Raw genomic sequence first — 13808 nt, 5'->3', positions numbered from 1 at the left:
CGCCGGGCTTATTCAACTGATCACCTTAGTGCTAATGTGCGCGCTGGCTTTGCCTGCTCAGGCGGAAAGCGTTCGTGAACTGGCGAGCTTTGCCGGCGTTCGAGATAACCAACTGGTCGGCTATGGCTTGGTCGTCGGCCTCGACAGTACCGGCGACCAAACGACCCAGGCGCCCTTTACCAGCCAAAGCCTGACTAATATGTTGTCCCAGCTTGGGGTGACCGTGCCTGCAGGCACGAACTTGCAGCTGCGCAACGTAGCTGCGGTGATGGTGACCGCTGATCTCCCGCCGTTCTCAAGGCCGGGCCAGCGTCTAGATATAGTCGTTTCGTCGATAGCCAACGCACGCAGCTTGCGCGGCGGCACGCTGTTGATGACACCTTTAAAGGGGGCCGATGGTGATACCTATGCCATTGCCCAGGGCAACATGCTCGTGGGCGGCGCTGGCGCCCAAGCGGGTGGCAGTAGTGTGCAAATCAATCAGCAGGCATCGGGGCGTATTCCCAATGGCGCACTGGTTGAGAAGGAAGTGCCGCTTAACCTAGGTGGCAATGGTGGCATGCTTGAATTACAGCTTAACGACTCTGATTTTGGCACCGTTCAGCGCATGGTAACGGCGATCAATAACGAGTTTGGTCAGTCGGTGGCATATGCACGTAATGGCCGAGTAATCGCCCTTGACGGTCCTACTGATGATAATGCGCGGGTCAACTTTATGGCGCGTATTGAAAACGTTCAGGTCACACCAACGGAGGCTCCGGCACGCGTTGTGCTGAACTCACGTACCGGTTCGGTAGTGATGAACAGTGCCGTCACACTGCGTGAAGCAGCCGTAGCTCACGGCAGTCTGTCGATCATGATTGATACCCAATTTGGCGTTAGCCAGCCGAATCCGTTTGGCGAGGGCGAGACAGTTGTGGTGCCCGACGCAGATATTGATATTGAGCAGCAAGAAGCTTATCTACAGATCGTAGAGGGCGCGCAGCTCAACGAAGTGGTCAATGCATTGAATGCGTTAGGCGCTACCCCTCAAGACTTGATGTCGATTCTGGAGGCGTTAAAAGCATCGGGATCGCTACGTGCAGAACTGGAGGTCATTTAATGAGCGCGAGTGATATGACCAGTCAGTTCGCCCTGGACATGAACGGCTTTCAGCGGCTCCAACACAATGCACGAGTAGATCCTGAGGCTGGCGTGGGGGGGGCAGCCCAGCAGTTTGAAGCGCTATTTATTCAGATGATGATGAAGAGTATGCGTGACGCGACACCCAGTTCAGGACTGATGAACAGTAGTGCGACGGATACCTATCAATCGATGCTGGATCAACAGTGGTCACAGGTGATGGCTTCGCGTGGAATGGGTCTTGCAGATGTGCTTGTTGAGCAACTGGAGCGCCAAGGAGCCATCTCAAAAACGCAGCCAGATGCGGATCAAGAGTTACAAGCACTGATAGCAGGCATCCCCCGTGGCACCCCGCGTGTGCTCGACGATTCATTCACAGCTAATCCTGACACGATTGAAACCCAGCATGAGCAGGGCAGCGGTCGATTCTTAACCGAGCTAGAGGCCATTCGCCAAGGCCTCGAGAAGGGGAATGCGGTAGCAGAATCTGCGCTAAACCCGCGAGCGCAAACGACGGCTTCTGCTCACGTCGATCAATTTATTCAAACGTTAGCGGCACCAGCCCAAGCGGCCAGTGAGTCCACCGGCGTTCCTGCTGAACTCATTTTGGCCCAGGCGGCGTTAGAAACAGGCTGGGGACGGCACGAAATCGCGACTCGTAATGGCAATAATAGTCATAATCTGTTTGGTATCAAAGCCGGTAGCCATTGGCAGGGTGAAACCACCGATATTGTGACTCATGAATATATTAATGGGCGGCGAACGCAGGTGGTTGACACCTTCCGTGTCTACGACTCGTTTGAACACGCTTTTACTGATTATGCCAGCCTAATCGGCAATAACCCTCGCTATGCTGGGGTTGTTCAAGCACCCTCCGCTGAGCAGGCGGCGCGTGAACTGCAGGCAGGTGGGTATGCGACTGATCCGCTCTACGCTGAAAAGTTAGTCGCAGTGATGAATACCATGGGGCCGCTTAACGCTGAGGGAAATTTCCTGGCTGACGCTCGCTAGCCCTTTCCTCAAGTTTTTCTGTGCAGCGCCGATAATTAAAGTAGTGATAGGTATCGGCCTAAGGAATTGAACCATGAGCATGTTTTCGATCGGCTTAAGCGGCCTCAATGCCGCGCAGAATGCCCTGAATACAAGCAGTAATAATATTAGTAATGTCTATACGCCCGGCTATAACCGAGAGTTGGCCCAGTTGGGTGAGGGGCGTGTAGGTGGCGGGGTTCGTGTCAATGATATCGAGCGTCAGTTCAATACGTACGTAGCTGACCAGTTAAATAGTGCAAAAACTCAGTCAAGTGCCTTAAACACTTACTATAGTCAGGTAACGCAAATCGATAACCTGCTGGCTGATCGCGCGGCAGGCTTAGCCCCTCTGATGCAGAATTTTTTCTCATCGCTAGAAGACCTGGCGGCCTCACCCTCTGACCCAGCGGCTCGCCAGGGCGTGCTTGGCCAAGCTAATACGCTGAGTTCACAGTTCCGCTCCTTTGATGGCTACCTGCAAGATATGCAGGGTAATATTAATGGCCAGATCAAGGATGAAGTTACCCAGATTAATAACACCACCGAGCAGATCGCTGGTTTAAATAAAGAGATTGCTTTGGCTCGCGCTCGGAGTGGGGAGGCCCCCAATAGCCTGCTCAACCAGCGTGATCAATTGGTATCGGAGCTAAATGAGCGTATGGATTTGCGCCTTAATATTCAGGATGGCAAAACCTACAATATTAGCCTGCCCAATGGTCAGCCGCTGGTAACAGGCACCGACTCGTTCCAGCTTGAAGCAGTTCAAGCGGATTATGACCCTCAGCGAACGGTGGTGGGGTATCGGGATGGCGGTGGTAACGTCGTTCAGCTAGATGAGTCGACGATAACAGGCGGGGCATTGGGAGGCTTGATGGCCTTCCGTTCAGAAACCTTAGATAAGACGCAGAACCAAATTGGTCAATTGTCTGTGTCATTGGCGACGGCTTTCAATGAGCAGCATAAGCAAGGTGTAGACCTTAACGGTGATCAGGGCAAAAACTTCTTTGCAGTGCGTGACCCACAAACGTATGCCGATAAGAGTAATAGCTTGCCCGCCGTCACTATCACCAGCGCTGAATTTGACCCCGATCAAGTTGATGCCCTTAGGGCGACTGACTATACCGTCAGTTTTGAGGCTGGTGAGCCCGTGGTTACCCGTAAAGACAATGGGCAGGTTGTAGATTTCGATCAAGACGCCTGGGATGATGATGGCGAATTAAATTTTGGCGGTGTCAGTATTCAATTTAGCGGTGTACCGCAAGATGGTGATCGCTTTGAAATTCAGCCGGTACGGCGCGCCGCCAATGGTATGGAAGTCAATATTGCTGACGTAGACAAAATTGCAGCAGGGGACGCAGGCTTTATTAACGTAGGAAATAACACGGGCAACTCGTTTGAACGTGAGGGTGATTTAAACGTTAGCGATTTAGGTATATCTTCAGACGCTTTCGCCGAAAACAGAAAATATCAATTTGAAGTGGAGTCTGACGGCACAGTTGGCACGCTAACAGTGCAACCGGCAACAGACATAATGCTTAACGGTACTACTGTTGATGCATCAGACATATCAGACATTGAGCTGGAAGTGGGTGATGAGATTGAAGTTGATGGTATCAGCTTTACGGTTGGCGACCTTCCTGATGCAGGTGAAACGTCGTCACTAACAGTTAGCCAGACTATTTTTGCCAGTGGCGATAACCGTAATGCTTTAGCGCTGCAAGACCTGCAGTCCCAATCTATTGTCGGTGCTAGCGCAACGGTCACCGGTGCATATGCATCCATAGTCAGCGATGTTGGTAACCGAACCAACATTACAGAAGTTAATTTGGATGCTCGTCAAGGCCTTACCGATCAATTGCGTGCCGTACAGCAATCAGAGTCTGGAGTTAATCTAGACGAAGAAGCTGCTAACTTGATCCGTTACCAACAGTACTATCAGGCCAATGCGCGTGTGATTGACACCGCAGGTACGCTGATGGACACCATCTTGAACCTGCGCGGTTAATTCGGGAGCTTAAGTGATGCGTATTAGTACCGTTACCATGTTTGAGCAAAGCACGGCGTCCATGAACCGCCAACAAAGTGACCTGATGAGGGTCAGTCAGCAGATTGCCAGCGGCCGACGTGTGGTTAACCCATCCGACGACCCACAGGCCGCCTCGCGGGCGATTGGCGTTGATCAGGCAAAGGCGGTTACTGAACAATTTTCAGATTCTCGCGTATCCGCCCGTAATTCGCTGTCGCAGACTGAAAATATTATCAATAGCGTTAGTGATGCAATAACAAGTGCCAAAGGATTGTTGATTCAGGCGTCTAGCGACACGCTAACTAGCGAAAACCGCGAGTCCATCGCCAGCGAGCTTAAAGGCGTTTATGAAACACTGATAGGCCAAGCGAATTCTACCGATGGTAACGGTCGTTATTTGTTTGGTGGTTATAAAGATAATACTCCACCCTTTGTGAAGTCTGCTGACGGTAGTGTGGAATATAGAGGCGATACGAATACACGCGAACAGCGTGTAGATTCTACGCGCTTGATACCGGTAGCTGATAATGGCGTGACTATCTTCCAAAGTGTACCCAGCGGTGCTGGATATGTAGCAGAAGCAAAGAAAGAAGATGGCACTCTGAATCAAGGTAATGTGACATTTCGCGGGCCCCAAACTCTTGACGTCAATGACGCTGATTACGGTAGTGATTACCGTGTCAGTTTTGATGGAACTGCTGCTGATCCAACATATCAGGTTCAACGATTTGATAATGAAACGGATACTTGGGTGGACAACGACACGGATGGGGCAGCATTAAGCTCTGGCAACTGGACAGATGATATTAGCGAAGAGGGTTCTCTCTCATTAGAGTTCGGTGGCTTATCGATTAGCCTTGAAGGTACACCTGCGCCGGATGATGAAATACTGGTTGCTAAATCAGGGGGTGATGTTCGTGGTGCCGACCTGTTTCGCACTATGGAAGAAGCCATTCGCGTATTAGAAAACCCTGCTGATAATGCCACCAAAAAAGCCGATCAGCGTAATACTTTGAATACTGCTATGCGCGATCTGGACAATAGTTTGGATAATGTTCTAACCGTGCGCGCTTCCGCTGGGGCGCGTTTGAATGAGCTTGATGTTATCGATTCGGTAAGCAGTAATCGAATGCTGAACTACGATCAAACGCTATCGGATTTAGTCGATCTGGATTACACTGAGGCAATATCTGAGTATAGTTTGCGACAAGTTGGTATGCAGGCAGCACAAAAAGCGTTTGTAGATATTAAAGGCTTATCGTTGTTTAACTATATGTAGTGTAGCTCAATTATTACGGCACCTTATCGCTTGCGTGTCGCGGAGTTCTGCTTATTCCCTTGTTTTTATGGCTAAAACGTCATGAAAACAGGGGAATTTTAGTTTAAGGGCGCCATCGTTTCGATTAACGTCTGCATAAACCCTAGGCCTTGCGTAAACAACCGCTGTAGAAAGCGGTTAATGTCGGTCATGAGCACCATCATTAATATTAGCCCCACGATAAGAGAGGTAGGAAAGCCGATATTGAAGACGGTGAGCTGGGGGGCAGAACGGTTCAGTATGCCCAGTGCCAGGTTGATGGTCAGCAGGGAGCCCACCAGCGGTAGCGCCAATAACATTCCCGACGCAAAAATCGTGCCCGCATAACGAGATAACAAAATAAACGCATCTGGGTTGAATGTCCCAATGCCAATGGGCAACGTTTGGAAGCTCATAATCAAGGTTTCAAGCACCATCAGATGACCATTCATGGCCAAAAACATGAGCAGAGTGATCATGTAGAGAATGCGTGAGAGCACCATAATGTTGGTACCACTCGAAGCATCAAAAAAGCTCGCAAACGCTAGGCCCATTTGCAGACCGATAAAATCCCCCGCCGCTTGAACAACCGCAAACATGATATGCATGACGAGCCCCATCGCCAAGCCGATTAGAATCTGTTCGATCATAATCCCCACGCCTGCCCAGGACATTACAGCTATATCCGGCATGGCCGGTAAAATCGGCGCGATGACAATGGCAATTAAGGCTGCCAAACCTACTTTGGCTTGGTTGGGAACGCTGGAGTGGCCCCATAGAGGCGACGCTGCCATGAAAGCTGTAATGCGCGCAAACGGCCATAAAAAAGCCACTAGCCACCCTTGCAGCTGTGCGAAAGTGACTTCCACCATAGCGCTACATCACCATACTGGGGATATTAGTAAATAGGCGGTGAGTAAAATCGGTAATTAAGCCAATCAGCCATGGGCCTGCTAATACCAACACCGCGAACACAGCCAGAATTTTAGGAATAAAGGTTAGTGTCATTTCATTTATCTGAGTCGCGGCTTGAAATAAGCTGATGATAAGGCCGGTGAATAGCGCCGCCAACAGCATGGGGCCAGCAAGTAGAAGCGTTACTCGCATTCCTTGATAAGCAATGCTCATCACCATCTCGGGTGTCATAGCTGGGTTCCTGTGGGCTGTATAAACAATGTGCGGTATAACGCGCTATATCATGTAAAAGCTTTCTGCCATCGAGCCAATAATAAGCTGCCAGCCATCCACTAAAATGAACAGCATCAGTTTAAAAGGTAATGAGATAGTGATGGGCGGAACCATCATCATCCCCAATGCCATCAATGTGCTGGCCACCACGAGGTCAATGATCAAAAACGGAATGAAAATGGTAAAGCCGATTTGAAAGGCCGTTTTTAGTTCACTGGTGACAAAGGCGGGCAGCAAGACACGCATTGGCAGTTCTTCCGGGCCTTGCATGGGGCCCACATCGGCTAGGCGAACAAACAGTGCCAGATCCGGCTCTCGGGTTTGAGCGAGCATAAATTCCCGAAATGGATCCTGAGCCAGCAGTAAAAACTCTTCAAAATTTATCGTCTCATTAGTCAGCGGCACCCAGGCGTTGTCATATACCTGGGCCAATACGGGTGACATGATAAAAAAAGTTAAAAACAGCGCTATCCCTAACAGCACTTGGTTGGGCGGCGTTGCCTGGGTGCCCATCGCTGTCCGCAATAGGCTAAGCACAATGATGATACGAGTGAAGCTCGTCATCATCAGCAGCATGGAGGGCAAAAACGCTAGAGAACTTAGGAAAAGCAGGGTTTGCAGCGACAATGACCACTGCTGGCCCCCGTCATCAAGCGGCTGAGAAATAATGCCGGGAATCTGTTGTGCATGCACAGGGCTGGCTATAAAACACGCGACAGCAAACACAAGCCACATCATGAACGGTTTAGCCGTTTTGCTATTCAAAACATGGCTCTTCAAAAAACGGTTCTTCAAAACACAGGGCCAAAAAAGGTGCATCCGGTACCTCATGGCGTCTGATGTGGATCGGTGGGCGCAGACGAGTCGCGACGGCCTGCGGCTAGCGCTTTGGATAAACGACGCGCAAAGCGTGAGGAAGGCGGAGCTGATGCGGTTGGCGGGCGCTCTTCAGGGGCCGGGCGCTCGTGGAGTTTAGTAATTCGGCCACCTCCCACTCCAACAACCAACCAGGTATCTTCTACTTCAACAATCACGATACGCTCACGATTTCCCACAGCCGTACTGCCCACAATGCGCAGGTGGGCGCCATGGCGAGTGGTATGGTTGCTCCAGCGCTTTAAAAGCGCTGTACAGATTAAAATGATCGCAATAACGAGAGCTAAAGCCGCGGCAGTCTTGCCCAAAACGGCCATCCCTACCAATGCCTCGCCACCGTTACCTAGTGCATCGAGCGAACCATTCTGCGCCGAAGAGGTTGCAACGCTCATCGGTTCAATTTATGAATACGTTCAGAAGGCGTGATGATTTCAGTAATCCGAATGCCGTACTTATCTTCGATCACAACAACTTCGCCTTGAGCAATCAAGTAGCCGTTAATCAAGATATCCATCGGCTCTCCGGCGAGTCCTTCAAGCTCAATAACAGACCCTTGTGCCAACTCCAGTAACTGCTTAATAGTTAGCTTTGTACGGCCGAGTTCCACGGTGAGCTTCACCGGGATATCCATGATCATCTCAAGCTCACGCGCCTGGGAAGAGCCGCTGTCTGGGCTCAACGGACGGAAGATATCCTCACTTGCCGCTTTCGCTGCAGGTGCTTTGGGCTCTTCTGGGGCAGCAGCTGTCTCTTCTTCGCTCTCTTCAGCAGCTTCTTGTTCCGCCATTGCGGCTGCCCAAGGATCTTCCTCTTCGCTGGCAGCATCGGCGCTGGAGGTGGGTTCTTCTTGCTCGGACATGGCATCCGCCCAATCGTCGTCAGAGACGTTCTGATCAGGCTTATTGGGATCAGTCATGCTTTGGATTCCTTGGCTTTCTGTCGCGTAGACCCTTTAATGAAGTCCTTGGACGATGCATTATTCATAGCGGCATGGTCAATCATATGTAACACACGCAGTGCATGCTGTTGACGTTGACTTCCGTACTCGCACTCCATGACGGGCACCCCGTCAACGCTTGCGGTGATTGAACTTGGAATGTCTAACGGCAGCACGTCGCCTTTTTTCAATCCCATCACATGGGCGATACGGCTGGGTATCTGAGCAAATTCAGCGACTAGCTCCACTTCCGACTGACGCAGCTCACTTGCCATTCGGCGTGACCAACTGCCGTCTTGGTCGTGATTGCTGTCATTAATTGGGTTAGCTAGTAAGTCGCGTAGCGGCTCAATCATGGCGTACGGCATGCATATCTGAAAATTGCTAGATAGGTTGCCCACTTCAATGTTGAACTTGGTGTTCACCACAATTTCATTGGGTGAGTTGGTAATGTTGGCAAACTTTGATTGCACTTCTGAGCGTAAAAAACTGACATCCAGCGGATAAACGACTTTCCAGGCCTCTTGGTATGCATCAATAGCGAGATTGAGCAGGCGCTGGATAATACGCTGTTCAGTATTAGTGAACTCCCGACCGTCCGATTTAGTGACAAAACGACCGTCACCACCGAAAAGGTTATCCACCACCATAAAAACGAGATTGGGGGGGAATACGACGAGCGCTGAACCCCGCAGTGGCTTCATCGACACAATGTTCAGGTTGGTAGGCACGGGAACATTACGTGAGAACTCGCTAAAGCTTTGATAGCGAACTGACTCGACGGTAATGTCCGCGCTACGCCGCAGTAGGTTAAACAGGCCAGTACGAAAGTAGCGAGCAAAGCGCTCGTTGATAAAATCAATCGCATGCAAACGCTCACGAATAACGCGATGCTGGGTCGACGGATCGTAAGGGCGAACCCGGGCTTCATCTGACGCATGGGAAGATGAAGCCGATGGCTCATCGTCTCCACTAACGCCCTTTAGCAGGGCATCTATTTCTTCCTGGGACAGTAGATCGTCCTGTGACATGAACGGCTCCAGTTCCCGAGGTTATTGCACAATAAATTCGGTGAATAAAACTTCACGCAAATCAAGTGGCGGCTGATTCTCCGTCAGCGGGACGTTGAGTCGATCAACAATCGCTTGTGCAAGCTGCTGCTTACCTTCCGAGGAAGTAAGTTCATCAGCCTGCTTGCCGGATAGCAGCATCAGCAAACGGCTGCGTACTTGAGGCATATGCTCTTCTAGAATGGTTTTACTCTCTTCATTACCCACACGAAGAGTCACGCCTGTATAGAGCAAGCGTGAACCATAACTGTCATCGGCAAGATTGACGGTAAAGGGTTCAATACGCATAAAAATAGGCGGCTCGCGCTCCATCGCTTGCTGCATCTCAGCGTCTTCTGAACCGTCATCACGCTGATCCATTACCATATAAATAGCTGCCGCTGCGCCTGCTGACGACAGCAAGACCAGGATGATCATTATCCAGAGCAGTTTTTTTGACCCGCCGCTTTTTTCTGCCATTTGCGATTCCTGTGAACTCCATGCGTATCACTAGCAATGTATTATGCCTAAAGCGCATGCTGGTGATGAAATGAACAGGCTTATTTGGCAAGCCTATCTTTTGGTTTAGCTATTTCACGTACGTATTTATGAGCGTATTAATCGTTGTAGTTCTAGAATGGTCATGCACTCTGTCAATGCTTAGGCGTATAGATCGACCCGCCCATCCAGTCTTAGCGGGCTGCGCTCGGTGCTTTGGGTAAGTGATTCATCCAAGCCTATATCGCCGTTGCCGCTCCCAGCCTCGGCACCCTGTTTGCCGCCTGATTGAGCAAAAGCCTGCTCGTTGGGGTCACGCTGTTCGCCAACCGATGTCTCGCCTAGCGAAATGCCTTGCTCAGCCAGCGCTTCCCTCAGCTGGGGAATCGCTTGTTCGAGCACTTGGCGTACCTGGGCATGGGCGGACAAAAAGTGCGCTTGCGCCCCCTGTTCACCAAACTTCAGGGAGATAGACAGCGGCCCTAATTCTGCAGGGTTCAATTGCATCTGAACGTGCTGCTCGCCACCGCGCTGTGAAATCTGCACTAACTGCTGGCTTAACTGCTGTGGCCAGGCGGGGCTGGTGACAGGTGTCGCTAAAGTGGCCGCTGTCGGCGCGACAGTGGGCGAAAAGCCCTGGCTAGATTGCGATGTAGCTACCGAACTGCTGCCGGTATTTAACGATAAACCAGTAAGCAAGTGCTCACTGCTTGGGCTTGCTTTCGAAGCCCCGTCTCCTGTCAATAGAGCGGACATCAGGGCTTCGCTACTGATCTGCGTGGCTGCAGTGGGGGAGTTAGCCTGCTGAGCTGCATTACCAGTGTTTATTTGAGTAAAGAACGTATCAGGCTGTGGCCTTAAGGCTGCCTGGAGCTCGGCGACAGGCGAACGGGCATTGGTTAACTGAGCCGACTCTGCCGAGCGGGGGGAGGTACTTTGTAGCTGGCCAGCCAGCGCATTTAGCGTGGAGGCAAGCTGTGCTGCTTCCGTTTGGCTAATATTTAACTGCTCAGCGACGGCCTTCAGCTCTGCTGGCACAATAGGCTGCGCAGCATCCGTTTGATTAATATTTAACTGTTCAGCAATGACCTCCAGCGTGGCTGGGTCGATAGGCTGTCCAGACCCACTTTCATCCATGCTTAGATACTGGGCAATTGTCTTGAGTCCCTTGGAATCTACCAGCTGTGCTGCTTCCGTTTGGCTAATATTTAACTGCTCAGCGACGACCTTCAGCTCTGCTGGGACGATAGGCTGTGCAGCATCCGTTTGATTAATATTTAACTTATCAGCAATGGCTTCCAGCGCGGCTGGGTCGATAGACTGCCCAGGCCCACTTTTATCCATACTTAGATACTGGGCAATTGTCTTGAGTCCCTTGGAATTGACCAGCTGTGCCGCTTCCGATTGACTAATATTTAACTGTTCAGCGATTGCTTCCAGCGTGGCTGGGGCAGCGGGTGAAGCCAACTCAGGCCTGCTTTCCGTAAAAGATGCCATTAGCGCGAGACGGCCGGCAATTTCGTCAAGGGGAGTCGATGCTTCTCCAGCATCTAGACCTAGCGTTTCTAGGCTGACCTCTGAGCTCGGCTGTTGCAACTGAGCCAATAATTCAGACAAATCGCGCTCACTGACATCCAGTCCCAGGGTTTGCAGGACTTCACTCAAATTTTCTACATCGTCAGCTGATGCATCCGACAAAAGAGAGCTGAGTTCATTTAGCTGAGCTTGCGATCGCGGCGTATGAGAAGCAGCAGCTTCACTGAAAGCAGACGCTGATAATCGCTGAGCGCCAGACGCTTGCAACAGCGTTTGATGAAATACGCCCTTAGCTGTGTCTTGTTGGCCGAAAGTGCCTTGAGACTGCGTCTGAGGCGAATTTTGGCTGACCGAAAGCAACTGGTGAATGTTCATGTTCAGTTCCCTGGCCCCGCTAATGCGGAGTGTCGTTATGCTGACGAGCCGCGCGGCTTGTCACCAAGTCATCGTTAGTTTTTTGTTCATGACGTTCACTGCGGCGGTGCTCTTCAAGTAGTCGACGCGACGCCAGTGTATCGTAGGAAGAGAGCTTTCGCTGCTCTTGTTGCCAGTTCTTTTTACTCTGTTCAACGCTTGCCTGTTGAGACGCTAACGCTTGTCGAGCGCGGCTTAGGGCCGCGTCCAAAGAGGCTAAGAACTGCTGATAGTTGTACATAGTGGCAGGGTCAATGCCGTCACGCATCGCTTTCTGCAAGCGCTCAGCGTACTCCGCCCGATAGCTCAGTAGCGACTGTAACTGAGCGGTCGTTTGTTGCTCCGTTTGTCGCTCTTGTGCCAGTACTTTACCCGCTTGGTCGCGGGCACCTCTGGCTAAGTCGGTTAACATTTCGAGCTGGGAAGTACTCATGTGCGTCCTCCTACCAGTGCGTGCAGCGCTTGGCGAGCATCGGCAAGCGTTGCACACTCATCAATATTCTGTTGAAGGAAGTTTTCCAACGATGGAAAGCGTTTCACTGCTTCGTCGAGCTGGGGATCATGGCCAGGGCTGTAGGCCCCCACGCTGATAAGATCCCGGTTACGCTGGTAGCGCGAGAAGAGCTGTTTGAACACTCGTGCTTCCTGAAGCTGATCGGCTGAGGCGATGGAGGTCATTGCGCGGCTAATTGAAGCTTCAATATCGATGGCCGGATAATGACCTGCTTCCGCTAGCGTTCTCGACAGCACGATATGCCCGTCTAGAATGGCGCGAGCAGAATCGGCAATAGGATCTTGTTGATCATCGCCCTCGGTTAGCACGGTATAAAACGCCGTAATGGAACCACCACCACGCTCAGCATTACCTGCGCGCTCCACTAAGCCGGGCAGCTTTGCAAAAACCGACGGCGGATAACCTTTAGTAGCGGGTGGCTCACCAATGGCCAGGGCAATTTCCCGCTGTGCCATGGCGTACCGGGTTAACGAATCCATGATCAGCAGGACATCGCGACCTTCGTCACGAAAACCTTCTGCCAGGCGAGTCGCATACGCGGCACCCTGTAAGCGCTGTAGCGGTGAGGTATCAGCGGGGGCGGCGACGACAACAGCACGCCGTCGACCCTCAGGGCCCAAAATGTTATCGATAAAGTCTTGTACTTCACGGCCCCGCTCACCAATCAAGCCCACCACAATGACATCGGCCTTGGTGTAGCGTGCCATCATGCCTAGCAATACTGACTTGCCCACACCGGAGCCTGCAAATAGCCCCATACGCTGACCGCGACCTACGCAAAGCAGCGCATTAATAGCGCGAATGCCTACGTCAATTTGCGCATCAATTGGCGCGCGAGAAAGCGGATTAAGCGGCGGCGAGCTGAGTGTTGCTCGAGGTATCTCATCGATGCCCTCCCGATCATCAAGCGGATTGCCATTGCCATCCAGTACCCGGCCCAGCAGACTATCGCCCATAGGGAAGCGGCGGGCACTGTTGTTGCCGCTTTCATCAAGAGGCGCGACGCGAGCGCCAGGCATTAGCCCTATGACCTCTTCCAAGGGCATCAGGAATAGCTTATCACCAGAAAAGCCGACGACTTCCGCTTCGGCATGCCTATCGCTGTCGGACAAGCGACCGTCGCTGCCCGGCAATTCAATCCGACAGGCGCTACCTACGGCGACACGTAGCCCAACCACTTCAATCACCATTCCCGTCGCACGAATGACGCGGCCGTTATTGCGGTAGCGAGGCAGATGGCTAACACGCTGCTGCGTGCGTCGCAATGCCTTATTCCAGCGATGTTGATGGGGACAGGTGGTATCTGCCATAGCGTATCC

The 13808-nt window shown here is 51.6% G+C and carries 14 protein-coding genes; 4 read left to right on the top strand and 10 right to left on the bottom strand.

What is annotated here, in order from left to right:
• Nucleotides 1-34 precede the first annotated feature (34 nt).
• The 4 genes from AC4EYZ_RS11210 (at nt 35) to flgL (ending at nt 5459) form a co-directional block, all read left to right on the top strand.
• Entirely contained in the window at nt 35-1102 is a 1068-nt protein-coding gene (locus tag AC4EYZ_RS11210; protein WP_474191822.1) for a flagellar basal body P-ring protein FlgI, read from the top strand.
• Nucleotides 1102-2133, top strand: coding sequence for a flagellar assembly peptidoglycan hydrolase FlgJ (gene flgJ / locus AC4EYZ_RS11205; RefSeq protein ID WP_474191818.1), 1032 nt, complete (start codon nt 1102-1104; stop codon nt 2131-2133). The genes AC4EYZ_RS11210 and flgJ overlap by 1 nt, the downstream gene beginning before the upstream one ends.
• Nucleotides 2134-2206: 73 nt before the next feature.
• A complete protein-coding gene (flgK, locus tag AC4EYZ_RS11200) occupies nt 2207-4159 on the top strand; it encodes a flagellar hook-associated protein FlgK (RefSeq protein WP_474191817.1) in 1953 nt (650 codons plus the stop codon).
• Nucleotides 4160-4175: 16 nt separating this feature from the next.
• Nucleotides 4176-5459, top strand: a complete 1284-nt coding sequence (gene flgL / locus AC4EYZ_RS11195; protein WP_159175892.1) for a flagellar hook-associated protein FlgL — start codon at nt 4176-4178, stop codon at nt 5457-5459.
• A gap of 98 nt (nt 5460-5557) precedes the next feature.
• On the opposite strand, the gene fliR is transcribed toward flgL, so the two are convergent.
• From fliR to fliI, 10 genes are all read right to left on the bottom strand, one after another.
• On the bottom strand, nt 5558-6349 hold the full coding sequence (fliR, locus tag AC4EYZ_RS11190) for a flagellar biosynthetic protein FliR (RefSeq protein WP_474191816.1): 792 nt from the start codon (nt 6347-6349) through the stop codon (nt 5558-5560).
• Nucleotides 6350-6353: 4 nt separating this feature from the next.
• A complete protein-coding gene (gene fliQ, locus AC4EYZ_RS11185; protein ID WP_027958744.1) occupies nt 6354-6623 on the bottom strand; it encodes a flagellar biosynthesis protein FliQ in 270 nt (89 codons plus the stop codon).
• Between the two features lie 45 nt (nt 6624-6668).
• Nucleotides 6669-7403 (bottom strand): flagellar type III secretion system pore protein FliP, encoded by a 735-nt coding sequence (fliP, locus tag AC4EYZ_RS11180; RefSeq protein ID WP_051052194.1) that lies wholly within the window; start codon nt 7401-7403, stop codon nt 6669-6671.
• An 89-nt stretch (nt 7404-7492) separates the two neighbouring features.
• Entirely contained in the window at nt 7493-7933 is a 441-nt protein-coding gene (fliO, locus tag AC4EYZ_RS11175) for a flagellar biosynthetic protein FliO (RefSeq protein ID WP_027958746.1), read from the bottom strand.
• On the bottom strand, nt 7930-8457 hold the full coding sequence (gene fliN / locus AC4EYZ_RS11170; RefSeq protein ID WP_027958747.1) for a flagellar motor switch protein FliN: 528 nt from the start codon (nt 8455-8457) through the stop codon (nt 7930-7932). The genes fliO and fliN overlap by 4 nt, the downstream gene beginning before the upstream one ends.
• Entirely contained in the window at nt 8454-9509 is a 1056-nt protein-coding gene (fliM, locus tag AC4EYZ_RS11165) for a flagellar motor switch protein FliM (RefSeq protein WP_474191261.1), read from the bottom strand. The genes fliN and fliM overlap by 4 nt, the downstream gene beginning before the upstream one ends.
• A gap of 21 nt (nt 9510-9530) precedes the next feature.
• On the bottom strand, nt 9531-10007 hold the full coding sequence (fliL, locus tag AC4EYZ_RS11160) for a flagellar basal body-associated protein FliL (RefSeq protein WP_138801290.1): 477 nt from the start codon (nt 10005-10007) through the stop codon (nt 9531-9533).
• Nucleotides 10008-10187: 180 nt separating this feature from the next.
• Complete coding sequence (locus AC4EYZ_RS11155) at nt 10188-11936, bottom strand: flagellar hook-length control protein FliK (RefSeq protein WP_474191262.1); 1749 nt, start codon at nt 11934-11936, stop codon at nt 10188-10190.
• Between the two features lie 19 nt (nt 11937-11955).
• Complete coding sequence (fliJ, locus tag AC4EYZ_RS11150; protein ID WP_027958749.1) at nt 11956-12408, bottom strand: flagellar export protein FliJ; 453 nt, start codon at nt 12406-12408, stop codon at nt 11956-11958.
• Nucleotides 12405-13799, bottom strand: a complete 1395-nt coding sequence (gene fliI / locus AC4EYZ_RS11145; RefSeq protein ID WP_233975313.1) for a flagellar protein export ATPase FliI — start codon at nt 13797-13799, stop codon at nt 12405-12407. The genes fliJ and fliI overlap by 4 nt, the downstream gene beginning before the upstream one ends.
• Between the last annotated feature and the right edge of the window lie 9 nt (nt 13800-13808).

This window comes from Vreelandella sp. 162(4c) (genome assembly GCF_058152265.1).
This window is presented reverse-complemented; position numbering and strand designations above follow the sequence as displayed.

Bases quoted from the DNA above. Each gene is read 5' to 3' on its own strand.
- fliI (WP_233975313.1), bottom strand. From the start codon at position 13,799: ATGGCAGATACCACCTGTCCCCATCAACATCGCTGGAATAAGGCATTG.
- flgK (WP_474191817.1), top strand. From the start codon at position 2,207: ATGAGCATGTTTTCGATCGGCTTAAGCGGCCTCAATGCCGCGCAGAAT.
- fliJ (WP_027958749.1), bottom strand. From the start codon at position 12,408: ATGAGTACTTCCCAGCTCGAAATGTTAACCGACTTAGCCAGAGGTGCC.
- AC4EYZ_RS11210 (WP_474191822.1), top strand. From the start codon at position 35: ATGTGCGCGCTGGCTTTGCCTGCTCAGGCGGAAAGCGTTCGTGAACTG.
- fliO (WP_027958746.1), bottom strand. From the start codon at position 7,933: ATGAGCGTTGCAACCTCTTCGGCGCAGAATGGTTCGCTCGATGCACTA.
- fliP (WP_051052194.1), bottom strand. From the start codon at position 7,403: ATGATGTGGCTTGTGTTTGCTGTCGCGTGTTTTATAGCCAGCCCTGTG.
- flgL (WP_159175892.1), top strand. From the start codon at position 4,176: ATGCGTATTAGTACCGTTACCATGTTTGAGCAAAGCACGGCGTCCATG.
- flgJ (WP_474191818.1), top strand. From the start codon at position 1,102: ATGAGCGCGAGTGATATGACCAGTCAGTTCGCCCTGGACATGAACGGC.
- fliL (WP_138801290.1), bottom strand. From the start codon at position 10,007: ATGGCAGAAAAAAGCGGCGGGTCAAAAAAACTGCTCTGGATAATGATC.
- fliQ (WP_027958744.1), bottom strand. From the start codon at position 6,623: ATGACACCCGAGATGGTGATGAGCATTGCTTATCAAGGAATGCGAGTA.
- fliM (WP_474191261.1), bottom strand. From the start codon at position 9,509: ATGTCACAGGACGATCTACTGTCCCAGGAAGAAATAGATGCCCTGCTA.
- fliR (WP_474191816.1), bottom strand. From the start codon at position 6,349: ATGGTGGAAGTCACTTTCGCACAGCTGCAAGGGTGGCTAGTGGCTTTT.
- fliN (WP_027958747.1), bottom strand. From the start codon at position 8,457: ATGACTGATCCCAATAAGCCTGATCAGAACGTCTCTGACGACGATTGG.
- AC4EYZ_RS11155 (WP_474191262.1), bottom strand. From the start codon at position 11,936: ATGAACATTCACCAGTTGCTTTCGGTCAGCCAAAATTCGCCTCAGACG.